This is a genomic window from uncultured Stenotrophomonas sp. (assembly GCF_963519925.1).
Lineage (GTDB): Bacteria > Pseudomonadota > Gammaproteobacteria > Xanthomonadales > Xanthomonadaceae > Stenotrophomonas > Stenotrophomonas maltophilia_AE.
The window spans coordinates 1-25,272 of the sequence record NZ_CAUQPH010000031.1 but is presented as its reverse complement, the minus strand read 5'-3'; the positions used below and the strand labels follow the sequence as shown (position 1 = coordinate 25,272).

Genomic DNA, 25,272 nt, shown 5'->3' with positions numbered 1-25,272 from the left:
CGTCCGCACCGCCGGCGGTGATGCAATGAAGACCGTTCTTCCCCGACTGCGCTGGACCCGCTGGCGGCCCTGGCTGTGGCCGGCACTGCGCTGGGGCACGGCGGCGCTGCTGGCGCTGCTGCTGGTGCTGGACCTGGCGTTTCCACCGCCGCTGCCGAAGCAGCGCGATACCAGCACGCTGGTGGTGGCCGGCGATGGCACGCCGTTGCGTGCGTTTGCCGACGCCGATGGCGTATGGCGCTACCCGGCCACGGCAGACAGCGTTTCGCCGCTGTACCTGCAGGCTCTGCTGAATTACGAAGACCGCTGGTTCTGGCGCCACCCCGGGGTCAACCCGTGGGCGTTGCTGCGCGCCGGCAAGCAGTGGCTGCTGGAACGGCGGATCGTTTCGGGTGGTTCCACCCTGACCATGCAGGTGGCGCGCATCCTCGACCCGCACACGCGCACGCCGTGGGGCAAGGCCAAGCAGCTGCTGCGCGCGCTGCAGCTGGAGCTGCACCTGACCAAGGCGCAGATCCTGGCGCTGTACCTGGAGCGCGCGCCCTACGGCGGCACCATTGAAGGCGTCGAAGCGGCCAGCTGGGCCTACCTCGGCAAGCCAGCCGCGCAGCTGTCGCATGCCGAAGCGGCACTGCTGGCGGTGTTGCCGCAGTCGCCCAGCCGGTTGCGCCCGGACCGTCATCCGGAGGCGGCGCAGGCCGCGCGCGACAAAGTGCTCGAACGCATGGTCGCGCTGGGGGTATGGACGCGCGAGGAGGTCGACGATGCGCGCATCGAAGCGGTGGTGACCCGCGCGCTGCAGCCGCCGCTTCGCGCGGCCCTGTTGGCGCAGCGTCTGCATGCCGCGCAACCGCGCGCCGCGCGCATCCAGAGCACGTTGGACAGCGGGCTGCAGCGCACGCTGGAAGAGCGCGTGGCGTCCTACTTCTCGCAGCTGCCCGAACGCACCTCCGCAGCGCTGCTGGTGGTGGACAACCGCACGCTGGAGGCGCGTGCCTACGTGGGTTCGGTGGCATTCGGCGACAAGCAGCGGCTGGGCCACGTGGACATGGTGCAGGCGTGGCGATCGCCGGGCTCCACGCTCAAGCCGTTCCTGTATGGCATGGCCATCGACGATGGCCTGATCCACTCCGAAAGCCTGATGGTGGATGCGCCGCAGAGCTTTTCCGGGTACCGGCCGGGAAACTTCGATGCGGCGTTCAACGGTCCGGTCAGTGCCGCCACCGCACTGCGGCTGTCGCTCAACGTCCCGGCGGTGGACCTGCTGGACCGGGTCGGCCCGGCCCGCTTCGCCGCACGCCTGTCGCACGCCGGCATCACCCTGCGCTTTCCGCACGGCAGCGCGCCCAACCTGTCGCTGATCCTGGGCGGCACCGGCGCGCGGCTGGAGGATCTGGTGGGGACCTTCGCCGCATTCAACCGCAACGGCATCGCCGGTCGGGTGCGCTACACACCCGGTGATGCGGTGATCGAGCGGCGACTGATGTCGCCGGGCGCGGCCTGGATCACCCGCGAAGTACTCGAATCGAATCCGCGTCCGGGCTACGGCGCGGGCACGTTCGATGTCACTGGCTGCCCGCGCGTGGCCTGGAAAACCGGCACCAGCTACGGCTATCGCGATGCCTGGGCGATCGGCAGCACACGCCACTACACGGTGGGGGTGTGGGTGGGGCGGCCGGATGGCACGCCGCTGCCGGGCCAGTACGGCGCGGTGACCGCGCTGCCGCTGATGTTCGAGGTGGTGGACAGCCTGCCGCGCCAGCGTGGTGACGCCGCCGCCGCGCCACTGCCCGCCAACGTCACCCAGGCCGAGGTGTGCTGGCCCACTGGCGAGCGCGCCGACAGCACGCCAGCGGCGCTGTGCCGGCGACGGCTGCAGGCCTACCTCCTCGATGACGTGGTGCCGCCCACATTCGCCGAACGCGACGCGCGGCTGTGGCAGGCAGGGCGGCAGGCCTTCGACGTGGACGCGCGCACCGGCCTGCGGTTGTCACCGGAATGCAGCGAACCGCACCAGGCCGAGCGCCGTGAAATCGCACGCTGGCCAGCCTTGGTGTCGCCATGGTTGCCGCTGGCCCAGCGCCAGGCCGCGCAGCTGCCGGCGTTGTCGCCGGATTGCCGCGATGACGGCCGCAGCGGCTCGGGCAGCCTGCATATCGAGGGCCTCAACGACCGCGCCACGCTGGCCCGCGCGCCCAATGCCGAGCACGGCGTGCGCCTGCAGCTGCGTGCGCTGGGCAGCGAACACGCGGTGGACTGGCTGCTGGACGGCCGCTGGATCGCACGCAGCGAAGGAACGCGCAGCTTCCAGCGCGACTTCGACGAAGCCGGCGAGCACACGCTCACCGCGCTCGCCGCCGACGGCGCCTGGACCCAGGTGCGGTTCCGGGTGCTTCGGTAGGTGCCGACCGTTGCTCGGTACCTATTCCTTCGGGTAGACCGCCATCACCGCGCAACCGGGACGCGCAAAGCGCGGTGTATACGAGCGTCCATCGTTCTCGATGCCGGTGGATTGCATCACGATCCGGTCGCCCGGATTGCCGCAGATCAGCCCGTTCTGGAAGCCGGACTGGAAGTCCACCTCGGTAGCGCCGGCCAGGATGCTGCAGCTGGCGCCCACCTCGACGCGGTAGTAGCGGTGGCCGCCGTTGCGGCGCGGATTGGTTTCCACCACGACCCCGCTGGGGTCTTCACTCCAGCCGCGCACATTACGGGTAGCAAAACAGAACTCGGGTGAGCCCTGGAAGGCTTGTCGCGCCCGGCTCGTCGCCGCGCCCTTGGCAGTCACGGTCACCGCCGGCAGCGTGGCCGCAAACTGACGGCTGCTCTCGCGCGCCACTTCGGCAAAGCTGCGGTTGTCCAGGACGCTGACCGCCGCCACCGGGCAGCTGCGCCCGTCCACCACCAGCCGCTCGCTGGGGCGACCGCAGGCCCAGCCATCCGGCGCGTCCAGGCGGACCTGCCCGGCGTCGTTGACGCCCGGGCAGGCCGCTGCGAAGTCCAGGCGGTACGCCTGGCCGTTGCTTCCGAGTACCGCGATGGCCTCCGGGCTGGCCTGCTCCATCTGGCGTACCGCGCGGGCGTCCAGGCAATGCGGGGCAGGGGGCGTGCGCGCGTCCGGTGCGGGTGACGGCTGGGCCACCGTGGTGGCGGAGGCAAACAGGGCAGCGACCAGCGGCGCACGAAGCAGGGTCAGGGTCACGATGCAGTCCTTGCAGTGGGATCGGCCCGACCTTAGCACTGCCGGCAATGCGATTGCATTGCCGGCACATTACCGGGTGACGTTATTCTCCGATCCAGCCTTCGAGCAGGTCGGCAAACTCGTCGGCGTGCTCTTCTTCCTGGGCCAGGATTTCCTTGAGGATCCGCTTGGTGGTGGTGTCCTTGTCGCCAACGAAATTGATCATTTCGCGGTAGCTGTCGATGGCGATGCGCTCGGCGATCAGGTTCTCGCGGACCATGTCGCGCAGGTCGGTGCCTTCCTTGTATTCGGCATGGGAGCGCCGGGTCAGCGTGTCGGGATTGAGATCGGGTTCGCCGCCCAGCTGCACGATGCGCTCGGCCAGCTTGCCGGCATGCGCCTGTTCCTGCTGCGCGTGCTCGAGGAATTCCCCCTTGACCGCATCGGCCAGCATGCCCTTGGCCATGAAGTAATGACGGTAGTAGCGCAGCACGCAGACGTACTCGGTGGCCAGCGCATCGTTCAGCAGCTTGATCACCGCCTCGCGGTCGGCGCTGTAGCTGTCGGTGATGGCGCCATCTTCGATGTCCTTGCGCGCCCTGGCACGCAGGGTCGCGGTATCGCTGATGCCGGGCGGCCGGCTCCCGTGCGGGGTGGCGCCTTCGTTGGAGGTCGGGTTGGGGTTCTGCTTGGCTGGCTTTGACATGGCTGGCCGGGGTCCTCTGTTGCGGTGGGATCAGCTGGGCAGGTGCTCCAGCACGTACTGGGCCGAAGACACCTCGAACGTGCCGGGCGCTTCGACGAAGGTTTCGCGTACCATGCCGTCTTCCACGTACAGCGCGAAGCGGCGCGAGCGCATGCCCATCCCGGAACTGCTGGCATCCAGTTCCAGGCCGAGCGCGCGGGTGAAGTCGCCGTTGCCGTCGGACAACAGCTGCAGGCCATCGGGCACCTGCTGGCTCTCGCCCCAGGCTTTCATCACGAACGGGTCGTTGACCGCCATGCAGAACACGTCGATGCCGCGCTGGCGGAAATCGGCGAAATGCTCGATGTAGCCGGGCAGGTGGCGCGCCGAGCAGGTCGGGGTGAAGGCGCCGGGCACGGCGAACAACACCGCCTTGCGGCCGTCGAACAGCGCGGCGGTGTCCAGGGTTTCCATGCCCTCGCGGATGCGCTTGAGGGTGACTTCGGGTATGCGGTCGCCAACGTGGATGGTCATGGGAGCTCCTGGTGCAGGGAAAGGGTAGACAGGGCCATGGGAGGGCCGCGTCAAAGGATTGAAAATCGCCTGTTCATTCCCATCTGGCCACCGTACCCCGGCCTGACGGCCGCAGCATTGCGCAGGATCATCCGCCGATCACGGCATGGGGGTGCCCAGCCGCTAGAATTGCGGGCATGGTCCCCGCCGGCGCGGGTGGCCGAACCTATTCGAGGTGTATGGATGGAATTCAAGGACTACTACGCCACCCTGGGCGTGGAACCCACGGCAGGCGATGCCGAGATCAAGACCGCGTACCGCCGGCTGGCACGCAAGTACCACCCGGACGTGAGCAAGGAAGCCGGAGCGGAAGAGAAGTTCAAGGCGGTCAACGAAGCCTACGAGGCCCTGCGCGACCCGCAGAAGCGCGCCGCCTATGACCAGCTCAAGGCCCAGGGCTACCGCCCGGGCGAGGAGTTCCACACCCCGCCGAACTACGGCGGCGGGCAGGGCTTCGACTTCGAGGAAGTGTTCGGCGGTGGCGCCGGCGGCGGTGGCTTCAGCGATTTCTTCGAAAGCCTGTTCGCACGCCAGCGGGGCGGCGGTGGTGCCGGCCGGGCCAGCGGCTTCGGTGGCGCCGGTGCCGGCCCGCAGGCGGTGCGCGACACCCGCGCCAAGCTGTCGGTGCCGCTGGAAGCGGCCTACGCCGGCGAAAGCCTGCGCATCACCGTCAACGGCAAGCAGCTGGATGTGCGCGTGCCCAAGGGCATCCGCCCGGGCCAGGTGATCCGGCTGGCCGGGCAGGGCACCAACGGCGGCAACCTGCTGCTGGAAGTGGAATACGCCGCGCACCCGCAGTTCGAAGTGGACGGTCGCAACATCCTGTACACCCTGGACGTGACCCCGTGGCAGGCCGCACTGGGCACTTCGATCAGCGTGCCCACCCTTGGCGGTGCGGTGGAACTGAAGGTACCGGCCGGCTCCGACGCAGGCCGCAAGCTGCGCCTTCGCGGCCGCGGCCTGCCCGGCAATCCCGATGGCGACCAGATCGTGGAGCTGGAAATCATTGCGCCGGTGCCGACCGATGACGCGCAGAAGAAGGCGTACCGGTCATTGGCCAAGGCATTCGGCGAAAAGATCTAGCCGGCGTACCGACCCACGGTCGGTCCACACGACAGGTAGGTACCGACCGTTGGTCGGTCCACCAAGCGGTAGGTACCGACCGTTGGTCGGTCCACCAAGCGGTAGGTACCGACCGTTGGTCGGTACGCTTCTTCAGGCAGAAGGCGGCTGCTGCCCGCTGAACACCCGCTCCAGCACCTCGGACAGTTCGTCTTCGGAGAACGGCTTGGTGATGTAGGCCTTGGCTCCCTGCCGCATGCCCCACATGCGGTCGGTGTCCTGGTCCTTGGTGGTGACCAGGATCACCGGGATATGCCGCGTGGTGGCTTCGCGCGCCAGCGTACGGGTGGCCTGGAAACCGTTGAGGTTCGGCATCACCACGTCCATCAGCACCAGGTCGGGCAGCTGCTCCTTGGCCAGGTTGACGCCCGCCTGGCCATCCTCGGCCGTCAATACTTCGTGCCCCAGCTTTTCGACGATGCGCCGGATGCCCAGCTGCTGCGACGGAGAATCGTCGACGATCAGAATGCGTGCCATGTTGTTCCCCAAGTGATGCCCGCAGTGTAGTGCTGCGCCGATGTCAGCGTGAAGCGTCCGCCGCGCCGTCCGTCGCCCAGCTGCAACGCTCAGTCGATCCGGACCACGGTGCGGCCGCGCGCGTCCCCGGCCAGCATCGCCTCGAACACCTCGCGCAGCCCGTCCAACCCGATCTCGCGCGTGCAGATGCTGTCCAGGTGCCGCGGCTTCCAGTCGTCGCCCAACCGCTCCCAGACCTGTTCGCGCAGCGCACGCGGGGCCGAAGACGACGACACGCCCAGCAGCGACACCCCGCGGATGATGAAAGGCATCACCGTCATGTCCAACGCCGGGCTGGCGGCCAGGCCGGCGCTGACCACACTGCCGTAGGGCACGGTCTGGGCCAGCAGGCTGGCCAGCATCGGGCCACCGGCGTTGTCCAGCCCGCCGCCGAAGCGCGCCGATTCCATCGGCCGCCCGGTGGCCAGGGTGTCGCGCGGCAGCACGTGCTGGGCCCCCAGCCCGTGCAGGTACCCGGCCTGGTCAGGCTTGCCGCTGATCGCGTGCACCTCGAACCCGGCGCGGCTGAAGATGTCCACCGCCAGCGAGCCGACCCCGCCGGTGGCGCCGGTGACCGCCAGCGGTCCGTGCCCGGGGGTGAGGCGGTTGTCGAGCATGCGAAGCAGGGCCAGCGCAGCGGTGAAGCCGGCCGTGCCGATGATCATCGCCTCGCGCGCGCCAAGCGCGGCCGGGCGCGCGATGACCGCGCTGGCCTCCAGCCGCACGTACTGGCTGTAACCGCCATCACGGGTCTCGCTCAGCCCGCAGCCGGTGGCCAGCACCGCGTCGCCCTCGCGCCAGGCCGGGTCGCTGGAGGCGACCACCGTGCCGGCCACGTCGATCCCCCCCACCAGCGGGAACCGGCGCAGGATCCGGCCCTTGCCGGTGCCGGCCAGCGCATCCTTGTAGTTCACCGACGACCACTCGGCGCGCACCACCACCTGGCCGGGATCGAGCTGGTCCAGGGCCACCGGTTCGAGCCCGCTGCGGTGGCCCTGCTCGTCCTGGTGGATGCGGAACGCGGTGAACCGGTCGGGGACTGCCATGGCGTGGCCTGCTGGGAAGGGGGTCTCCACCTTAGCGCGGCCTGCCGCGCGGGTGGGCGCCGACGCCCGGGGCAGGGGGATGAATCGCGACCTGCGACGCATTCGCCCTTCCAATCCTGTCGGCCAGCCCCATCTAGTAGAATCGGGCGGGATTCAACGGTTGACGGTGCGGGACTGGCCCGCAGGCAACCTTTACTGATGGAGCGTGCATGGCCTGGAATACACCCGGCGGCAACAAGGGCGGACAAGGCCCCGACGAGAATCGACGAGGGCCGTTCGGTCCCCGCGGTGGCAGCGGCGGTGGCGGTGGTTGGGGCGGCCTGCCCGGACCGCTCAAGGACTTGTTCGATGGCGGCATCCTGCGCTGGGTGGTGGTGGCAGTGGTCCTGCTGCTGCTGTTCTCCAGCTTCCAGCTGATCGGCGAACAGCAGCGCGGCGTGGTCCTGCGCTTCGGCCAGTTCTCGCGCATCCTGCAGCCGGGCCCGAACTTCAAGCTGCCGTGGCCGATCGAGTCGGTGACCAAGGTCAACGCGACCCAGATCAAGACCTTCAGCAGCGACGTGCCGGTGCTGACCCGCGACGAGAACATCGTGCGCGTGTCGCTCAACGTGCAGTACCGCATCGACGACCCGCGCCTGTACCTGTTCGGTTCGGTCGACGCCAACCAGGTGCTGGAGCAGTCCGCGCAGAGCGCGGTACGCGAGCAGGTCGGTCGTGCCGATCTCAACGCGGTGCTCAACAACCGTGGGCCGCTGGCCGTGGTCGCGCAGGAACGCCTGCAGGCCGCGCTCAAGGCCTACCGCACCGGCCTGGTGGTGACCGGCCTGACCCTGCCCGACGCGCGTCCGCCGGAAGAGGTCAAGCCGGCCTTCGACGAGGTCAACGGTGCCCAGCAGGTCAAGGAACGCCTGATCAACGAAGCCCAGGCCTATGCGGCCAAGGTCGTGCCGGAAGCCCGTGGCCAGGCCTCGCGCGCCCGTACCACCGCCGAAGGCTACAAGCAGGCCGCCGTGGCCCGCGCCGAAGGCGACGCCGAACGCTTCACCCTGCTCCAGCAGCAGTACCAGGGCGCCCCGGACGTCACCCGCAAGCGCCTGTGGCTGGAAACCGTGGAAAGCGTGCTGAAGGAAAACCGCAAGGTGATCGGTGGCGATGGCCGCCAGCTGATCTACGTGCCCATGCCCGACAATCGCGCCGGCGCCGCCACCGGCAGCACGCCGCTGGTGACCCCGGAAGTGATGATGCCGTCGCTGCCGGCCAGCACGCCGGTCGACGGCGCGCGCACCACCGAGCGCCCGACCACGCGACCGACCGGTCGTGAAGGAGCCATCCGATGAAGAGTTCGTTGTGGATCGGCCTGGCCGTTGCCGCGGTATTGGCCCTGCTGGGCTCGGTGTACGTGGTCCGTGAGGACCAGACCGCGATGGTGCTCAACCTGGGCAAGGTGGTGCGTTCGGACATCAAGCCGGGCCTGCACTTCAAGGTGCCGGTGGTGGAATCGGTGCGGGTGTTCGACCGCCGCCTGAAGGTGCTCGCCACCGCGCCGGCGCGCTACTTCACCGCCGAACAGAAGGACGTCAGCGTCGACTTCTTCGCCATTGGCTACATTTCCGACGTGCGCGCCTACTACCGCGCGACCGGCGGCGATGCCAGCGTGGCCGACGCCCGCCTGGCACCGATCATCACCGACTCGCTGCGCAACCAGATCAACTCGCGTTCGTTGCAGCAGCTGGTGTCCGGCGACCGCAGCGAACTGATCGCCGGCCAGCTGACCGGCATCAACGAGGCGGTCAAGGGGTTGGGCATGCAGATCATCGACCTGCGCATCAAGCAGATCGACCTGCCCACCGACAGCCAGGTGATCAGCGACGTGTACGAGCGCATGCGCGCACAGCGCAAGCAGGAAGCCGCCAAGCTGCGGGCAGAGGGTGAGGAGCAGTCGCTGACCATCCGCGCCCAGGCCGACCGCGAAAGCACGGTGATCGTGGCCGAGGCCGAGCGTGACGCCCAGCGCCTGCGCGGTGCCGGCGACGCCGAAGCCGCGCGGATCTACGGCAAGGCCGGCTCGGCCGACCCGTCGTTCTTCTCGTTCTACCGCAGCCTGGAGGCCTACCGGAACTCCATGACCGACGGTAACGGGGTGATCGTGCTGGATAAAAACGATCCGTTCCTGCAGTACATGAAGAACGACCGCTGACCGCCGGTTGAACCCGCCACCCCCCGGGGTGGCGGCCGACCCCGGAAACCCGGATAATGCACAAAAGCCGGACGGGCCTCCCCGTTCGGCTTTTTCCGTGTCTGGGCCTGCCATCGCCGACCGCTCCCCGATTGGAGCCGTCACCCCCGCGCTGGCCGACCCTGCTACGGTTTACCCGTCCGCGGCCCCGATGGCCGCAACAATTCGAGGAGCCCGTCATGGGTCAGTCTGTCGTAGTGCTTGGTGCCCAGTGGGGCGATGAAGGCAAGGGCAAGATCGTCGATCTGCTTACCGAGGAAATCGGTGCCGTAGTGCGTTTCCAGGGCGGCCACAATGCCGGCCATACCCTGGTCATCAATGGCAAGAAGACCGTGCTGCACCTGATTCCATCGGGCATCCTGCGCGAAGACGCGCTGTGCCTGATCGGCAACGGCGTGGTGATCTCGCCGGCGGCCCTGCAGAAGGAAATCGCCGAGCTGGAAACCTCCGGCGTGGAAGTGCGTTCGCGCCTGAAGATCTCCCCGGCCGCGCCGCTGATCATGCCGTACCACATCGCCCTGGACCAGGCGCGCGAACGCGCGGCCGGCGGCAAGGCGATCGGCACCACCGGCCGTGGCATCGGCCCGGCCTATGAAGACAAGGTGGCGCGTCGCGGCATCCGCATCGCCGACCTGCATTACCCGGCCCAGCTCGAAGAGCTCCTGCGCACCGCGCTGGATTACCACAACTTCGTGCTGACCAACTACCTGAAGACCGACGCGGTCGATTTCCAGAAGACATACGACGAAGCACTGGCCTTCGGCGAATACGTGCAGCCGATGAAGTCCGACGTGGCCGGCATCCTGCATGACCTGCGCAAGCAGGGCAAGCGCGTGCTGTTCGAAGGCGCGCAGGGCGCGCTGCTGGACATCGACCACGGCACCTACCCGTACGTGACCAGCTCCAACACCACCGTCGGTGGTGCGCTGGCCGGTGCCGGCGTGGGCGCCGACGCGATCGACTACGTGCTGGGCATCGCCAAGGCGTACGCGACCCGCGTCGGCGGTGGCCCGTTCCCGACCGAACTGGATGACGAGATCGGCCAGGGCATCCGCGACCGCGGCGCCGAGTACGGCGCCTCCACCGGCCGCCCGCGTCGCTGCGGCTGGATGGACATCGTCGCGCTCAAGCGCGCCGTGGCCATCAACGGCATCAGCGGCCTGTGCATCACCAAGCTCGACGTGCTCGACGGCATGGAAAAGCTCAAGGTCTGCATCGCTTACGAATACCGTGGCAAGCGCACCGAGTACGCGCCGCTGGACGCGCAGGGCTGGGAAGAGTGCACCCCCGTGTACCTGGAGTTCCCGGGCTGGAACGAGAACACCCACGGCATCACCGACTGGGACAAGCTGCCGGCCGCGGCCCGCGCTTACCTGCGCGCGCTGGAAGAGCTGGCCGGGTGCCCGATCAGCATCGTCTCCACCGGCCCGGACCGCGACCACACCATGGTCCTGCAGGACCCGTTCGCGTAACCGTAGTGCCAGGCCCTGCCTGGCAGTGCCAAATCCGCAACCGGTAGCGCCGGCCGTTGGCCGGCAAAAGAAGCCCCGCGAAAGCGGGGCTTCTGTTTTCTACCCCTCCCGTGCAGATGCCCAGATTGGGTATGGACCTACCCAATCTGGGTAAAAGTCCGTAGGTTTCGAAGCTACTGTTTCGTTTAAGCGGATTCCAGCCCTTGCCTCCACTGTTTCGAAACAACTGTTTAGAAGTGGTTGCAAACCCCAACTTCGTCCCGCATGATAGAAACAACTGTTTAGATTCGGCGGTAACGACCGTGATCGACATCAAGGTAAAGACCCCCGAAGACATAGGCGAAATCATTCGCCGCGTCCGCCGGAACCAAGGCATCCGACAGGACGACCTAGCCGCCTACATCGACTCCAGCCACGTCTTCATGCGTGACGCAGAGCGCGGGAAGCCTTCGGTGCAACTAGGCCGGGTGCTGCGCGCGCTGGATGAGCTGGGGATCAAGGTTATGCTGCAGGTTCCTGACGCTGTGATGGAACCGAAACCAAAGCGGGCCGGTACCAAATGAACACTTCCTCGCCGCGTCTGCTCTGCGTGTGGCTTGGCAACGTATTGGTAGGCCGACTTTCCGAAGAAGGAAACGTCTGGCGATTCGATTACGACCCCAGCTGGGAGGGAAGCGACTTGTCTCCCGCCCTTCGCCGGTCGCAACAGAGCATCATCGACGGAGCATCGCTTCGCCCCGTCCAGTGGTTCTTCGGTAACCTGCTGCCCGAGGAGGGTGCGAGGGTGCTTCTGGCACGCGACGCGCTTGTGGATGCGGCGGACAGCTTTGGGCTGCTTCAGTATTACGGGCGCGAATCTGCGGGAGCCTTGACGCTGCTGCCAGAGGGCGAGGGCATGTTGCCGCCTGGCGTCCAGCCCTTGCCGGACGAGGTGCTTTCGGAACGCATCCGCCGTCTGCCCCAGGTTCCATTGGGACATGACTCGCCCAAACGCATGTCCCTGGCTGGCGCGCAGCACAAGCTTGCAGTGACGTTGTCTGAGGAGGGCCTCTTCGAGCCTGTAGGATCCGAGCCCTCCACGCACATCCTCAAGCCCGATCACCCACAACCTGACCACTACTGGCAGACCACCATCAATGAGTGGTTCGTGATGCGACTCGCATCGGCGGTTGGGATGGATGCCGCGGAGGTATCCATCAGGCGCGTTCCGGAAGCTGTCTATCTGGTTCGTCGCTTTGACCGGACCTTGCGAACACCGCCCCGGCGACTGCCCGTGCTGGATGGGTGTCAGATGCTCTCCCTGGATGCGGTATTCAAATACAGGGAAGCGACGTCGGTTGCATTGAACGCGCTCATCGACCTTTGCGTACACAAGGCAGACACGCGTGCCAGGCTTTACCGCTGGTGGTTGTTCAATCTGATCACCGGAAACTCAGACGCACACCTTAAAAACCTCAGTTTTTTCGGTAACCCGGACGGATGGGAACTTGCGCCCCACTACGACCTGATCTGTACAAGCATTTACGCAGCAGGCAACGCCTGGGGTAGCGATGCGCCCGTTACCCCTCCCGGAGCCATGCCCTACAACCAGTGGCGTCGCGACACTGCTATTGCGTTCGGCGCAACCATCGGTATCAACGCCCGCGCTGCGGAACGTGCGCTGGATTACCTGCTGGAGCGCATCCAGGCGCATGTTGGCAATCTCTACAGTGAATATGAAAACGGCGCCGCTCGCGGTGTGGATCCTGGCGAAGCGCGACTGCTGCGAGGGATCACGCATGGGCCTATCAAAGATATGGTGGCTCAGTTGCAGTAGCGCGTCGGGTTGAGCTCCAGCGCCAGCCATGTTCCCATTGCCATGCACCGCAGTCGGCGGCGAACCGCCACACAGGCAAGGAGGCCCCATGGCTGGCAGGAATTTCGGTCTCACCAACATCTACATGAAGCTGGGCCTGGGCATGATGCTGCTCGGTGCGCTGCTGTTCGCGCTGGGGTATCTGCTGGCCCCGCGCCTGGATCAGATCCAATGGCTGGCCCACGTGACCCTGGTGCTGATTCCCGGCGGGGTCGTGGTCTACGTGATCGGTCGCATCGCCAAGGCCATCGCCGGGCTGTGCGCCAAGCCCTGACCGGCCGACCCCCGACTACCCAGCGAGCCTGTTTTCGGCGATGCTGCGGCCAGCACAGGGGGCGACATGGACAACAGGGAACAGGACAGCCGCACGGGGGATGCACCTGCCGGCGGACACCCAGGCGCGGCGGCCGCCGTGGCCGGGGAGGCCGCGCCCACCGACTGGTCGGTGCTGCCGGTGGTCAAAGGCAGTGAAGATTCGCTGGTCATGGAGCTTTGGCGGCTGCTGAAGCAGGAGCCCGCACTGATCGTCAGCGCCGGGTATGTGCTGCTGTCGCTGCTGGGGCTGTGGTCCAGCTACTTCTTCTACCGGCGGTTCGATCTGTCGATCCTGGATTACCTGCAGATCAGCGATTTCCTGGTCGCCGGGCTGCGCGACCCGATGTACGCGGGCATCCTCGCCGTCGGCATCCTGCTGGCAGTAGTGCTGGGGTGGCCGGACACGCTGCGTCGGCGCAATCCGGTCAAGGTGGAAGCGTTGCGCGCGCGCCACTGGGGCTGGCGCGTGCTGTTCTCGAAGTCTCCGCTGACCAGTTGGGATACCTCCGGCATGCGCCCGCTGACGGGGCTGTGCATCGCCGTGGCCTGCTTCATGGCCATCGGAGCGGCACGTTATGCATCGGGCAAGGCCGCAGACATCCGCGACCACGGCGCAGGCGCCCGGGTGAGTGTGCATCTCGCCGGCGATGCGGCACCGCTGAAGGAGCAGGCGCGCATGCTGGGCAGCAGCAGCGCCTTCGTGTTCCTGTGGTGGCCGCAGCAGCGAAGGGCTGAAGCAGTGCCGATTTCAGCGGTCAAACGACTACAGTCGGTGGTGCTGGCAGCCAAGCCGGCGGTCGTGCCCCCGGTCAGCGCATCGCGAACGAAGACTGCAGCGGAATAGCCACGTTGCGCAGCGTGTCGCGCACGGTGATCGCCACGGTCCAGGTGCCTTTCGGATCGCCGGCTTCAGCCGTGAACTTCACGCCGACCGTCGACAGGTAGACCAGCTTCGGGTCGGTTTCCAGCGCGGTGACGAAGCAGGGCAGGTCATGCTCGTCGCCACTCAGGCTGCCATCGGGTTTGCTGATGCGCAGGTCGCAGCGCACCTGGGTCATTCCCGCCGCATCCAGCATGGGATTGGACAGGAACGACAGGATGTAGAGCGAACCGCCTTCCTTGACCTCGGTGGCCAGGTCGAAGCGCGGCGCCACGTCGGGTGGGGATTCCCACTTCTGTTGCCAGTCGGGATCGGCGGTGATGACCATCGAGGCGGAGAAGCCTTCGCTGGATTGCGTGGCGGAAGTTGCTGGAAGGGGCGTGTCCTGCGCTCCGGGTTGCAGCGGCTGGGCGGTCGCCAACAGCGGCAATAACAGGGCCATGCTGGCCAGCGTGCGTGCGAGTTTCATTGGTTTGCTTCCCCGGTGGTCGCATCCTGCGGTGATGCCCGAGTATGGCTGATTCGACGCGCGGGTCGTCAAGCGTGAGGCGCCGGGCTGGATGACCGTGCGAGGGGGGCGCCGTTTGGGCGACGCCTCGCGTTGGTGATGCGAAGCAGGAGCCTGTTTCGATTTCAGGTCCATGCGTCAATGTGCGTGGTACCTGTAGCGGCGGTTGTTTGGGAACCAACCCTACCGGGAGGTCTTCGCAGCCTTTTTTGTTGCGGGCTTCTTTGTTGCCGTTTTCTTTGAAGACGCCTTCTTTGCGGTTGTCTTGGCTGCGCTCGACTTCTTTTTCGCCGCCGTCTTCGCTGGCTGCTTCCTGCCGCCACCATCCTGCTTGTTCACGGTAGCCCAGGCGATGCGCTCGGCCGCGTCCTCGCTGCGGCCTTCGGCTTTTTCGCTTTCCTCGATGTGCTCGGCCTGGCGCTTCTGCTTGTCGGTGTAGCTGGATTTGTCTCCGCGGGGCATGGGTTGCGTCCTCCATGGGGCAGCAACGGACCAGCGGTCCGCTGCTGCCGGGGTGGGTCAGGCCAGGGTGCGCACTTTGGGTTCACGCGCCCACTGGCGGGTGGCGGCGGCGGTGATGAAGCCCTTCGCGTCTTCGGCTTCCACCACGCCGTTGTCCTTGCCCACGCGCGCCGTCTTCAGCAGCAGCTGGGCGCCTTCATCGGCCGCGATGGCCTTCAGATGCGCCCACGCATCGGCCGCGAAATCGATCGCCGCCGATTCCTTCGACAGGCGCTTGGCGGCGTCGGCACTGAGCACGATGGCCACTGCGTCGAACACCACCGACGGGGTGCCGGCGAGCTGGCCGTCCGCCGGCTGCAGCCTGCCGTCGCTCAGCTTCCCGCCACCCACCTTCGGGGCAACCAGCTTGACCTTGGCGCCGGCCTTTTCGGCCGCCTTGCGCAGGTTGGCGATCATCCCCGCATCCGAACCCTCGTCGAACAGGATGCCGACGCAGCGGCCCTTGAGCAGGTCCTTGGTGCGGCCGATCACGCGCACTTCCGGTGCCTTGGGCATGTCCTGGGCGGGCGTGGCGGTGGGGGCGGGGTCGGGCAGGGCGGGCATCGCCAGACCGTCGGCCACGCGCTTGGCCAACGACTCGTCGATGTTGCGCAGGTGGCTCACGGTGCGCTCGCGCACGGCCACCGTTTCCACCTTGGACAGTTCAAACACCAGTGCCGAGGCCAGGTGCGCCTGCTCCGGCGCTTCCAGGCTGCGGAAGAACATGCGCGCCTGGCTGTAGTGGTCGGCAAAGCTCTCCGCACGCACGCGGCCCTTGCGGCCGTCGTCGGCCGGGGTGGCGTGGCTGGGGAAGCCGTTGGCGGTCTCGCGCGGGCTGTCGCCCTGCAGCGAACTGGGGTCGTAGGCGACGCGGCCCTTGGGAATGGCCATCTGCATGTGGCCGTCGCGCTGGTGGTTGGCGAACGGGCACTTCGGCGCGTTGACCGGGATCTGGTGGAAGTTCGGGCCCCCCAGGCGGCTGAGCTGGGTGTCCAGGTAGGAGAACAGGCGGCCCTGCAGCAGGGGATCGTTGCTGAAGTCGATGCCCGGCGGCACGTTGGCCGGGCAGTAGGCGACCTGCTCGGTTTCGGCGAAGAAGTTGTCCGGCCAGCGGTCCAGCACCATGCGCCCGATGACGGTCAGGGGCACCAGCGATTCGGGAATGATCTTGGTCGAGTCCAGGTGGTCGAACGGGAAGGCCTCGGCCTGTTCCTCGGTGAACAGCTGCACGGCCAATTCCCACTCGGGGAAGTCGCCGCCGGTGATCGCCTCGAACAGGTCGCGGCGGTGGAAGTCGTTGTCGGCCCCCTGCAGCTTCAACGCTTCATCCCACACCGTGGACTGCAGGCCCAGTTTCGGGCGCCAATGGAACTTCACGAAGGTCGACTCGCCCTGTTCATTGAGCAGGCGGAAGCTGTGGATGCCGAAGCCTTCGATGGTGCGCAGCGAGCGCGGGATGGTGCGGTCGCTCATCGCCCACATGATCATGTGCATGGATTCGGGCATCAGCGACACGAAGTCCCAGAACGTGTCATGCGCGCTGGCCGCCTGCGGGAAGGCACGGTCCGGCTCCATCTTCACCGCGTGGATCAGGTCGGGGAATTTGATCGCGTCCTGGATGAAGAACACCGGGATGTTGTTGCCCACCAGGTCCCAGTTGCCCTCGGGGGTGTAGAACTTCACCGCGAAGCCGCGCACGTCGCGCGGGGTGTCCACCGAGCCGGCGCCACCGGCGACCGTGGAGAAGCGGGTGAACACGGGGGTGCGCACGCCGACTTCGGTCAGCACGCGCGCGCGGGTGTATTCCTGCAGCGAACGGGTCAGCTCGAAGTAGCCATGCGCCGCGCTGCCGCGGGCATGCACGATGCGCTCGGGGATGCGCTCATGGTCGAAGTGGGTGATCTTCTCGCGCAGGATGAAGTCTTCCAGCAGGGTCGGCCCGCGCGGGGTGTCGCGCAGCGAGTTCTGGTTGTCTGCGACCGGGATGCCCTGGTTGGTGGTCAGCGCGGGATGGCCACCGCCGGCGCGCTGGTGCAGTTCGTCACCTTGGCCACGTGCCTCGGCGGGTTGGGCGGCGGGTTTGGTGCGGGGCTTGCTGGTGGCCATCAGGCGACTCCGGGGCTGGCGAGGGGATTCGATCCCCAACAGTGGCGTCACGCGTGTTAATCGTGGGTCGGAGAACGCGGCCCGGCTTGCACCTGCGCTTCACGCCGGGGCGCCTGACGGGCGCGCGGCAGGTATCCTTGGTGGCGTGTCCCTCCTTCTTCCGCCACCCCATGCGTGTTGAACCTGCCGACATCGAAGCCCTGTTCGATGCGATTCCCGACGTGCTGTTCTTCATGAAGGACCGCGACGGGCGCTATACGCACATCAACCAGACCATGCTGCGCAGGTTGGGGTTGAAGTCGCGCAAGGAGGTGATCGGACGCACCGCCGCCGAGATCTACCCGACCGGCCTGGGTGCCGATTACGCCACCCAGGATGCCCAGGTGCTGGCCGGCAAGGTGATCGAGAACCTGATGGAACTGCACCTGTTCGCCAACCGCGAGCCGGGCTGGTGCCTGACCTGCAAGCGGCCGCTGCTGGTGGACGGGCAGATCCGTGGCCTGATCGGCATCTCGCGCGACCTGGGCCAGAAGGACAGCCTGGGCACCCAGTACGAGCAGCTGCGGCTGGCGCTGGCGCACCTGAACGCGCATTACGCCGAGAACGTGCGCATGCAGACCCTGCTGGACATCACCGGCTTCTCGCTGTCCAAACTGGAGCGCACCTTCCGCAAGGTGTTCCAGATGACCCCGCAGCAGGTACTGACCCGCCTGCGGATCCAGATGGCGGTGCACCTGCTGCATGGCAGCGAGACCATCGCCAGCATCGGCCAGGCCTGCGGCTTCACCGACCAGAGCGCGTTCACCCGCAAGTTCAAGGCTGAAGTCGGCGTGTCGCCGCGCGCCTATCGCGCCCAGATCGGCGAGCGCGTCGACGCCTGAGCCGGCATGACCTGGGTGGGATGCCTGCGACAGCCCGGACAGGGTATGGTGTCGCACCTGTTGCCCGCCACTCGATTCCGATGCCCGCATCCCAGACTCCGGCTCCGTCCGCACCCCGCTCCAACACCCGCCTGGACCACGCGCTCAAGCCCCGCCAGCTGATCATGATGGGACTGGGCAGCGCGATCGGCGCCGGCCTGTTCCTGGGCTCCGGGGTGGGCGTACAGGCCGCCGGACCGGCCGTGCTGCTGTCCTACCTGGTCGCGGGCGCGCTGGTGATCATCGTCATGAATGCGCTGGGCGAGATGGCTGCGGCCAAGCCGACCAGCGGTGCGTTCTCGGTGTATGCCGCCGACGCCATGGGCGCCACCGCCGGCGCGACGGTCGGCTGGTTGTGGTGGGTGCAGCTGGTCATCGTGATCGCCGCCGAAGCGGTCGGCGCGGCCGAGCTGCTGGCCACGGTGTGGCCGGTCATCCCGGTGCCGATGGCGGCATTGGCCTTCATGCTGTTCTTCACCGCCATCAATCTGCTCGGGGTGAAGAACTTCGGTGAGTTTGAATTCTGGTTCGCCATCATCAAGGTGGCGGCGATCATCGGCTTCATCCTGATCGGCGTGGCCCTGCTGATGGGCTGGCTGCCGGACGCGCAGTCGCCGGGCCTGAGCAACTTCACCGACCACGGCGGCTTCGCACCGAAGGGCCTGGCCGGGATCGGCGCGGCGCTGCTGGTGGTGGTGTTCGCCTTTGGCGGCACCGAGATCGTGGCAGTGGCCGCCGCCGAAACCGAAGACCCCGAGCGCAGCATCGCCCGTGCGATCCGCACCGTGGCCTGGCGCATCCTGGTGTTCTACATCGGCTCGCTGAGCGTGATCATCGCGGTGGTGCCGTGGACCAGCGAAAGCCTGTCCTCGCCGTTCGCGGCGGTGCTGCAGGTGGCCAACATTCCCGGCGCCGCGACTGCCATCACCCTGATCGCGGTGATCGCGCTGTTGTCGGCGCTCAACGCCAACCTGTATGGCGCGTCGCGCATGATGTACTCGCTGGCGCGTCGCCAGGAGGCACCGGCGGTGCTGGGCTGGACCGACCCGCGGCAGGTGCCGATCATCGCCGTGCTGGCCAGCGTGCTGTTCGGGTTCGCGGCAACGGTGATGGAGCTGCTGTTCCCAGGCAAGGTGCTGCCGGTGCTGTTGAACATCGTCGGCTCGACCTGCCTGCTGGTGTGGACGATTTCGCTGCTGTCGCAGCTGATCCTGCGCCGCCGCGCCAACCGCGATGGCACCCGGCTGCCGTTCCGCATGACCGGCTACCCGTACCTGACCCTGCTCGGCCTGGGCGTGCTGGCGCTGATCTTTGGCCTGCTGCTCTCCGAAGCGCATACCCGGGTGGAGTTCCTGTCGATGGCCGCGCTGACCGCGGTGATCGCGATCACCAGCGAAGTCACCCGCCGCGTGCGCCGCAACTGACCTTCGCCGGAGAGACGCCTTCGTTCCGGGTCCGTGCCTTACCGGGTGTAGCAGGTTCATCGGCGGTCGATCGGATGCGACCCTACCGGGGCCCGTCCTGCGCACGGGACGGTGCGTAGTGACACGCCATGCGTGTCAACCGCGCACAGCGCGGCTCAAGCTTCCGCAGCAGTGACAACGCGGTGCATGGACCCATTGCAGTCGACACACGTGGCGCGGCCGACCCACGATCAAAAAAAATGACGGCCCGCATCGGGCCTTTCGCATTTGCCGCCGCGACGCAATGCGTCAAATCGCTTGACCTTCGCCGTCAGTAACGACCGTCCAGATGATTGCTGGCAAAGCGCGCGTAAACGCCTTGGTCCAGGTCGCGCAGCGGTCTGTTCGCGATCTGGTCGCTTGACTGGGACGGGGTCCTGAACAAGGGAGCATCACCGACGAGCCGCTCGAGGTATGCGGCGTCCACGGTGATCGCGGGTGACCCGTACGACGCGTTGTAGATCGTGGCCGGGTGCTGTCTCGCCGGTACCGTCGGTGATCCGTGCGGCCGTTCAATGCGGATTGCCTGCGGCGGAATGGTCCAGCCAACGCAGGGGGAAGAAAGGTGCTTCGGAACCATCAGTGCTCCACGCTTCATTCCAGATGAGGGCGAGCAGGTTAGCTGCGACGTGCTGATGCCGCTTCCAGAATGCCATCACACGAAACGAAGACGGCCCGCTTTCGCGGGCCGTTCTCGTTTCAACCAGGCGGGAGGATCAGACCTCCACGCCCTCGTCTTCCTTGTACGCGTCGACCGGGATGCAGGCGCACATCACGTTCTTGTCGCCGTAGACGTTGTCCACGCGTGCCACCGGCGGCCAGTACTTCTGCTGGCGCAGGCTGGCCAGCGGGAAGGCAGCCAGCTCGCGCGGGTAGGCGTGCGACCACTCGCTGGCCGACACCGCGGTGGCGGTGTGCGGGGCGTGCTTCAGCGGGTTGTCTTCACGGTCCAGGCGGCCGTCTTCGATCGCGGCGATTTCCTCGCGGATCTGGATCATCGCGTTGATGAAGCGGTCCAGCTCGTGCAGCGATTCGCTTTCGGTCGGCTCCACCATCAGCGTGCCGGCGACCGGGAAGCTCAGGGTCGGCGCATGGAAACCGAAGTCGATCAGGCGCTTGGCCACGTCTTCGGCGACCACGCCGGAGGTCTTCTCCAGCGGACGCACGTCCAGGATGCACTCGTGCGCCACCAGCCCGTTGCGGCCCGTGTACAGCGTCCTGAAGTGCGGGGCCAGGCGCTTGGCGATGTAGTTGGCGTTGAGCAGCGCGACCTGGGTCGCCTTGCGCAGGCCTTCGGTGCCCATCAGGGTGATGTACATCCAGCTGATCGGCAGGATCGAGGCGCTGCCGAAGCTGGCCGCGCTGACCATGCCTACATCGCCTTCGCCGCCCAGCACCTTGGGCAGGAACGGGGCGAGGTGCGACTTGACCGCACACGGGCCCACGCCCGGGCCACCGCCGCCGTGCGGGATGCAGAAGGTCTTGTGCAGGTTCAGGTGCGACACGTCCGAGCCCCACTTGCCGGGCTTGGCCACGCCGACCAGGGCGTTCATGTTGGCGCCGTCGGTGTACACCTGGCCGCCGTGCTTGTGGATGATCTCGCAGATCTCGACCACTTCTTCCTCGAACACGCCGTGCGTGGAGGGGTAGGTGATCATCAGCGCGGCCAGGCGGTCGCCGTACTTCTCGGCGTTGACGCGGATGTCTTCGACGTCGACATTGCCGTTGGCGTCGGTCTTGGTCACCACCACCTTCATGCCGCACATCTGCGCCGACGCCGGGTTGGTGCCATGCGCCGAATCCGGGATCAGGCAGACGTCGCGGTGGCCTTCGCCGCGCGAGCGGTGGTAGGCACGGATCGCCAGCAGGCCGGCGTATTCGCCCTGCGCGCCGGAGTTCGGCTGCAGGCTCACCGCATCGTAGCCGGTGCATTCCACCAGCATCGCTTCCAGCCCGTCGATCAGTTCCTTGTAGCCGGTAGCCTGGTCGGCCGGGGCCAGCGGATGGATGTTGGCGAACTCCGGCCAGGTCACCGGGATCATCTCGGCGGTGGCGTTGAGCTTCATGGTGCAGCTGCCCAGCGGGATCATGGTGCGATCCATGGCCAGGTCCTTGTCCGCCAGCGAACGCAGGTAGCGCAGCAGTTCGTGTTCGCTGTGGTGGGTGTTGAACACCGGGTGGGTCAGGAAGGCGCTGGTGCGCACCTGGGCGGGCGGCAGCGCATCGGCGGTGGCCGCGTCCAGCGCGTCCACGTCGACGCTCACGCCGAACAGCTGGCCCAGCGCGACGATGTCGGCGCGTGTGGTGGTTTCGTCCAGGCTGATGCCGACCGCTTCGCTGTCGATCGCACGCAGGTTGATGCGCGCGGCGGCGGCCTTGGCGTGGATCGCGTTGGCGTCGATCGCCTTGACGTGCAGGGTGTCGAAGAAGTGCTCGCCGACATTGACGCCGGCGCCGCGCAGGGCAGCAGCCAGGATCGCGGCCAGGCGGTGGGTGCGGCGGGCGATGCGGGTCAGGCCTTCCGGGCCGTGGTACACGGCATACATCGAGGCCATCACCGCCAGCAGCACCTGTGCGGTGCAGATGTTGGACGTCGCCTTCTCGCGGCGGATGTGCTGCTCGCGGGTCTGCAGGGTCAGGCGGTAGGCGGCATTGCCCTGGGCGTCGACCGACACACCGATCAGGCGGCCGGGCATCGAGCGCTTGTAGGCATCGCGGCAGGCCATGAACGCGGCGTGCGGGCCGCCGAAGCCGAACGGCACGCCGAAGCGCTGCGAGTTGCCGACCACGATGTCGGCGCCCCATTCGCCCGGCGCGGCGATCAGGGTCAGGGCCAGCAGGTCGGTGGCCACGGCCACCAGGCCGCCGCGGGCGTGCACGGCATCGGCCAGCGCCTGGTAGTCGCCGATATGGCCGAAGGTGTCCGGGTACTGCAGCAGCACGCCGTAGCTGTCCGCTTCCAGCGCTTCGGCGGGCGTGCCCACGCGCAGCACGATGCCCATCGGCTCGGCGCGGGTGCGCAGCAGTTCCAGCGTCTGCGGGTGCACGGCGTCGTGCACGAAGAAGGTGTCCGACTTCGACTTGGCGGAACGCTTGGCCAGGGTCATCGCTTCAGCCGCCGCGGTGGCTTCGTCCAGCAGCGAGGCGTTGGCGATCTCCATGCCGGTGAGGTCGGCGCACAGGGTCTGGAAGTTGATCAGCGCTTCCATGCGGCCCTGCGAGATTTCCGCCTGGTACGGGGTGTAGGCGGTGTACCAGGCCGGGTTTTCCAGCACGTTGCGCAGGATCACGTTCGGGGTCAGCGTGCCGTAGTAGCCCTGGCCGATGAAGGTGCGGAACACCTGGTTCTTGTCGGCAATGGCGCGGATCTTCGCCAGCGCGTCCACCTCGGTCATCGACACGGGCAGCGCCAACGGCGCCGGCGACTTGATCGAGGCCGGCACGATGGCGTCGGTCAACGCGTCCAGCGAGGCGTGGCCGACCACCTCGAGCATCTGCGCGATTTCGGCGTCGTTGGGGCCGATGTGGCGTTCGACGAACGCGTGGCTGTGTTCAAGCTCGCGCAGGGAAGGGGTGTTCTGGGACATGGCTGGCATCCAAAAGAGTGGGCACGCACGTTCGGAAGCGCGGACGGGGCGTGTCGTGGGCGACAACGATCCACCGGACCCTGCGGTCTTCCTGGGTGCCCCTCTGTCCTTTTGCCTGAGAGTTTGGAAGCGCGCGGCTGCGTGCTTCGTGCCCCTTCGGCGCCGGCACCGGCCGGTCTCTCCAGAGTTTTGGTGCGGGTGGTATCGGGCCTGAGCGATTACGGGCGTTGCGCCTTCGGCAGCGGATGCCTGGAAACCAAGCTCCACTTCTCCCACCATGTAGCCCGCCAATTATATCCCAGCGCCCCGGCCCGCAGCGGCCTTCCGGGAGATGAACGCGCTCACCGTTCCGTACCCGGATGTCGGTTTCGGCATGGAACTGGCGGGTACAACCGCCTATGATGAGCGGATCCTCGTATTCATCAGGCGCCACCCGGTCCGGGCCGGCGCCTTCCGTGCGTTCAAGCACGGTCGCTGACGGAACTTCCGATGACACCCGCTGCCCCTTCGAACCGCCGCCTGGCCCTGCTGCTTGCCGGCCTGGCCATGTTCGGCCCGTTCTCGATCGACACCATCTTCCCGGCCTTCCTGCTGTTGGGCGAGCGCATGCAGGTCGACCAGGTCGCCGTGCAGCAGACGGTCAGTGTGTACCTGCTGTTCTACGGCCTGATGAGCCTGGCGCACGGCCCGCTGTCGGATGCGTTCGGACGCCGCCGGGTGATCCTGGGCGGGCTGGTGCTGTTCATCGCCGCGTCGATCGGCTGCGCCCTGTCGCGCGACCTGACCACGCTGCTGGTGTTCCGCGCGCTGCAGGGCGTGACCGCCGGCGTGGGGGTGATCGTCGGCCGTGCGGTGATCCGTGATCTGTACCACGGCGCCGACGCGCAGCGCCTGATGAGCCAGGTGTCGATGATCTTCGGCATCGCCCCGGCGATCGCGCCGATCATCGGTGGCTGGATCCTGCTCGGTGGCGGCGACTGGCCGTTGATCTTCTGGTTCCTGGTGCTGTTCGCGCTGGTGCTGCTGGTGGCTACCGGCAAGTGGCTGCCCGAAACCCATCCGGTGGAAGCGCGCACGCCGCTGTCGGCAGGCGCGCTGCTGCGCAGCTACCTGCAGATGGGCAGCAACCCACGCCTGCTGCGCCTGGCCGCGGCCGGCGCCTTCAATTTCTCCGGCATCTTCCTGTACATCGCCTCGGCCCCGGTGTTCGTGATGCAGCACCTGAAGCTGGGCGAGGGCGGCTTTGCCTGGCTGTTCATTCCCACCATCGGCGGCATGACGATGGGCTCGTTCCTGTCCGGGCGGATGGCCGGGCGGATCACGGCGCAGCGGCAGGTGGCGATCGGCTTCAGCCTGTGCGCGGTGTCGGCGCTGGTCAACCTGGCCTATGTGCTGGGGGTGGCGCAGATCGCGTTGCCGTGGGCGGTGCTGCCGATCTTCCTCGGCGGCGTGGGCATGTCGCTGATCTTCCCGATCCTGGCGCTGGCGGTGCTGGACATGTACCCGCACCAGCGCGGCCTGGCCTCGTCGATGCAGATGTTCATCCAGCTGATGATCAACACCGTCGTGGCGGGCGCGGTCTCGCCGCTGCTCAGCAGCACGCCGTTGCACCTGGCGCTGGGCTATGCCGGGTTCTTCGCGGTCGGCGCGGCGTTCTGGTTCTGGGAGCGCCGCTGCGAGCGCAGGCGCGATGCGGCGGCGGGCGGGGCCTGAGCCCCGTGCGGTATCCTGTCACCCTTGATGCAGTCCGGAAGTCCCCCTGATGTCGACCACCTCCAAACTGCGCCGTGACCTGCGCCGGCGCCGCGAAATCGAAGAGGCGAACCGCGAAAAGGCCCACGCCTCGCCGGTCGAGCCGCATGCCGAGCTCCGCGACCAGCAGCGTACGCTGCTGGCCGGCGTGGTCCGTCGTGACGGCGAATGGGTGCTGGGCATGGACGGCCGCATTGCCGGGCAGACCCCCAGCGCCGCCCGCGTGCTGGCGCTGATCATGCAGGCTGCTGAACTGCACGAGCGCCAGGGCACGCCGGTGCGGCTGGTGTATTCGGACGCGTTGAAAGACGCCGCCCACGCCGAAGCCAAGGCCGAGGGCAAGGATTTCGAGCAGTTCAAGACAGATCTCGCGGCTTCCCTCAAACCCAAGGCGTAGAGCAACGCCCTGCGTGGCTGCGCCATACTGCGCGCGCTCCCAGCAAAAGCGGCTGCCGGTGAATCGAGTGCCGGGCCCCCATACCCTTTCCGGCGAATGTCCCCCGGCGTCGGCCGGAGGCCGACACCTCCTCCTTTACTTCGCCTCCAAGGGTATG

23 protein-coding genes, 1 pseudogene and 1 riboswitch are annotated in these 25,272 nt (G+C 67.3%); of the genes and pseudogenes, 14 read left to right on the top strand and 10 right to left on the bottom strand.

What is annotated here, in order from left to right:
• The first annotated feature begins 25 nt into the window (after nucleotides 1-25).
• Nucleotides 26-2,401, top strand: a complete 2,376-nt coding sequence (gene pbpC, locus RWO33_RS08250) for a penicillin-binding protein 1C (RefSeq protein WP_314104116.1) — start codon at nucleotides 26-28, stop codon at nucleotides 2,399-2,401.
• Nucleotides 2,402-2,422: 21 nt separating this feature from the next.
• Here pbpC and RWO33_RS08245 read toward each other — a convergent pair whose 3' ends face one another.
• The 3 genes from RWO33_RS08245 to RWO33_RS08235 form a co-directional block, all read right to left on the bottom strand.
• Complete coding sequence (locus RWO33_RS08245; protein ID WP_314104114.1) at nucleotides 2,423-3,202, bottom strand: DUF6491 family protein; 780 nt, start codon at nucleotides 3,200-3,202, stop codon at nucleotides 2,423-2,425.
• Between the two features lie 82 nt (nucleotides 3,203-3,284).
• Nucleotides 3,285-3,887, bottom strand: coding sequence for a ferritin-like domain-containing protein (locus tag RWO33_RS08240; RefSeq protein WP_314104112.1), 603 nt, complete (start codon nucleotides 3,885-3,887; stop codon nucleotides 3,285-3,287).
• A gap of 30 nt (nucleotides 3,888-3,917) precedes the next feature.
• Nucleotides 3,918-4,400: a peroxiredoxin gene (locus RWO33_RS08235; RefSeq protein WP_314104109.1), complete on the bottom strand. Its 483-nt coding sequence runs from the start codon at nucleotides 4,398-4,400 to the stop codon at nucleotides 3,918-3,920.
• A gap of 222 nt (nucleotides 4,401-4,622) precedes the next feature.
• On the opposite strand from RWO33_RS08235, the gene RWO33_RS08230 reads away from it, so the two are divergent.
• Nucleotides 4,623-5,522 carry a DnaJ C-terminal domain-containing protein gene (locus RWO33_RS08230; protein WP_314104105.1) on the top strand — a complete coding sequence of 300 codons (900 nt, stop codon included), beginning with the start codon at nucleotides 4,623-4,625 and terminating at the stop codon, nucleotides 5,520-5,522.
• 132 nt (nucleotides 5,523-5,654) lie between these two features.
• Here RWO33_RS08230 and pilH read toward each other — a convergent pair whose 3' ends face one another.
• Complete coding sequence (gene pilH / locus RWO33_RS08225) at nucleotides 5,655-6,038, bottom strand: twitching motility response regulator PilH (protein WP_145479575.1); 384 nt, start codon at nucleotides 6,036-6,038, stop codon at nucleotides 5,655-5,657.
• A gap of 89 nt (nucleotides 6,039-6,127) precedes the next feature.
• On the bottom strand, nucleotides 6,128-7,123 hold the full coding sequence (locus tag RWO33_RS08220; protein ID WP_314104102.1) for a YhdH/YhfP family quinone oxidoreductase: 996 nt from the start codon (nucleotides 7,121-7,123) through the stop codon (nucleotides 6,128-6,130).
• Between the two features lie 209 nt (nucleotides 7,124-7,332).
• On the opposite strand from RWO33_RS08220, the gene hflK reads away from it, so the two are divergent.
• The 7 genes from hflK to RWO33_RS08185 all read left to right on the top strand — a co-directional run bounded on the left by hflK (nucleotide 7,333) and on the right by RWO33_RS08185 (nucleotide 13,845).
• Nucleotides 7,333-8,460: an FtsH protease activity modulator HflK gene (gene hflK, locus RWO33_RS08215; RefSeq protein ID WP_314104100.1), complete on the top strand. Its 1,128-nt coding sequence runs from the start codon at nucleotides 7,333-7,335 to the stop codon at nucleotides 8,458-8,460.
• Complete coding sequence (locus tag RWO33_RS08210) at nucleotides 8,457-9,320, top strand: protease modulator HflC (protein ID WP_145479578.1); 864 nt, start codon at nucleotides 8,457-8,459, stop codon at nucleotides 9,318-9,320. Before hflK ends, RWO33_RS08210 begins: the two co-directional genes overlap by 4 nt.
• A gap of 218 nt (nucleotides 9,321-9,538) precedes the next feature.
• Nucleotides 9,539-10,831, top strand: coding sequence for an adenylosuccinate synthase (locus RWO33_RS08205; RefSeq protein WP_145479579.1), 1,293 nt, complete (start codon nucleotides 9,539-9,541; stop codon nucleotides 10,829-10,831).
• A gap of 302 nt (nucleotides 10,832-11,133) precedes the next feature.
• Nucleotides 11,134-11,394 carry a transcriptional regulator gene (locus RWO33_RS08200; RefSeq protein ID WP_314104097.1) on the top strand — a complete coding sequence of 87 codons (261 nt, stop codon included), beginning with the start codon at nucleotides 11,134-11,136 and terminating at the stop codon, nucleotides 11,392-11,394.
• Nucleotides 11,391-12,647: a HipA domain-containing protein gene (locus RWO33_RS08195; RefSeq protein ID WP_314104096.1), complete on the top strand. Its 1,257-nt coding sequence runs from the start codon at nucleotides 11,391-11,393 to the stop codon at nucleotides 12,645-12,647. The genes RWO33_RS08200 and RWO33_RS08195 overlap by 4 nt, the downstream gene beginning before the upstream one ends.
• 88 nt (nucleotides 12,648-12,735) lie before the next feature.
• On the top strand, nucleotides 12,736-12,960 hold the full coding sequence (locus tag RWO33_RS08190) for a hypothetical protein (RefSeq protein WP_314104093.1): 225 nt from the start codon (nucleotides 12,736-12,738) through the stop codon (nucleotides 12,958-12,960).
• A gap of 66 nt (nucleotides 12,961-13,026) precedes the next feature.
• Nucleotides 13,027-13,845, top strand: a complete 819-nt coding sequence (locus RWO33_RS08185) for a hypothetical protein (RefSeq protein WP_314104090.1) — start codon at nucleotides 13,027-13,029, stop codon at nucleotides 13,843-13,845.
• On the opposite strand, the gene RWO33_RS08180 is transcribed toward RWO33_RS08185, so the two are convergent.
• From RWO33_RS08180 to RWO33_RS08170, 3 genes and pseudogenes are all read right to left on the bottom strand, one after another.
• A complete protein-coding gene (locus RWO33_RS08180; RefSeq protein ID WP_314104088.1) occupies nucleotides 13,811-14,350 on the bottom strand; it encodes a hypothetical protein in 540 nt (179 codons plus the stop codon). The genes RWO33_RS08185 and RWO33_RS08180 overlap by 35 nt on opposite strands.
• A gap of 234 nt (nucleotides 14,351-14,584) precedes the next feature.
• Nucleotides 14,585-14,851 (bottom strand): annotated as a pseudogene (locus RWO33_RS08175) (HupB); the annotation flags it as partial.
• Between the two features lie 57 nt (nucleotides 14,852-14,908).
• The gene (locus tag RWO33_RS08170; RefSeq protein ID WP_314104085.1) at nucleotides 14,909-16,996 is read right to left on the bottom strand and encodes a catalase; all 2,088 of its coding nucleotides are present in this window, start codon (nucleotides 16,994-16,996) and stop codon (nucleotides 14,909-14,911) included.
• 170 nt (nucleotides 16,997-17,166) lie between these two features.
• Here RWO33_RS08170 and RWO33_RS08165 point away from each other — a divergent pair, with 170 nt between their 5' ends.
• A complete protein-coding gene (locus tag RWO33_RS08165; protein ID WP_145479586.1) occupies nucleotides 17,167-17,877 on the top strand; it encodes an AraC family transcriptional regulator in 711 nt (236 codons plus the stop codon).
• Between the two features lie 74 nt (nucleotides 17,878-17,951).
• A complete protein-coding gene (locus RWO33_RS08160) occupies nucleotides 17,952-19,340 on the top strand; it encodes an amino acid permease (protein ID WP_314104133.1) in 1,389 nt (462 codons plus the stop codon).
• Nucleotides 19,341-19,650: 310 nt separating this feature from the next.
• On the opposite strand, the gene RWO33_RS08155 is transcribed toward RWO33_RS08160, so the two are convergent.
• Together RWO33_RS08155 and gcvP are read right to left on the bottom strand one after the other, a co-directional pair.
• Nucleotides 19,651-19,959, bottom strand: coding sequence for a hypothetical protein (locus RWO33_RS08155; protein WP_314104082.1), 309 nt, complete (start codon nucleotides 19,957-19,959; stop codon nucleotides 19,651-19,653).
• Between the two features lie 136 nt (nucleotides 19,960-20,095).
• The gene (gcvP, locus tag RWO33_RS08150; RefSeq protein WP_314104079.1) at nucleotides 20,096-22,975 is read right to left on the bottom strand and encodes an aminomethyl-transferring glycine dehydrogenase; all 2,880 of its coding nucleotides are present in this window, start codon (nucleotides 22,973-22,975) and stop codon (nucleotides 20,096-20,098) included.
• An 84-nt stretch (nucleotides 22,976-23,059) separates the two neighbouring features.
• A riboswitch (glycine riboswitch) is annotated at nucleotides 23,060-23,161 on the bottom strand.
• A 136-nt stretch (nucleotides 23,162-23,297) separates the two neighbouring features.
• On the opposite strand from gcvP, the gene RWO33_RS08145 reads away from it, so the two are divergent.
• From RWO33_RS08145 to RWO33_RS08135, 3 genes are read left to right on the top strand one after another with little or no spacing between them, the layout of a single operon-like run.
• The gene (locus RWO33_RS08145; RefSeq protein ID WP_314104077.1) at nucleotides 23,298-23,444 is read left to right on the top strand and encodes a hypothetical protein; all 147 of its coding nucleotides are present in this window, start codon (nucleotides 23,298-23,300) and stop codon (nucleotides 23,442-23,444) included.
• A gap of 11 nt (nucleotides 23,445-23,455) precedes the next feature.
• Nucleotides 23,456-24,679 (top strand): multidrug effflux MFS transporter, encoded by a 1,224-nt coding sequence (locus RWO33_RS08140; protein WP_314104074.1) that lies wholly within the window; start codon nucleotides 23,456-23,458, stop codon nucleotides 24,677-24,679.
• Between the two features lie 49 nt (nucleotides 24,680-24,728).
• A complete protein-coding gene (locus tag RWO33_RS08135) occupies nucleotides 24,729-25,115 on the top strand; it encodes a hypothetical protein (protein ID WP_314104072.1) in 387 nt (128 codons plus the stop codon).
• Nucleotides 25,116-25,272: the final 157 nt, after the last annotated feature.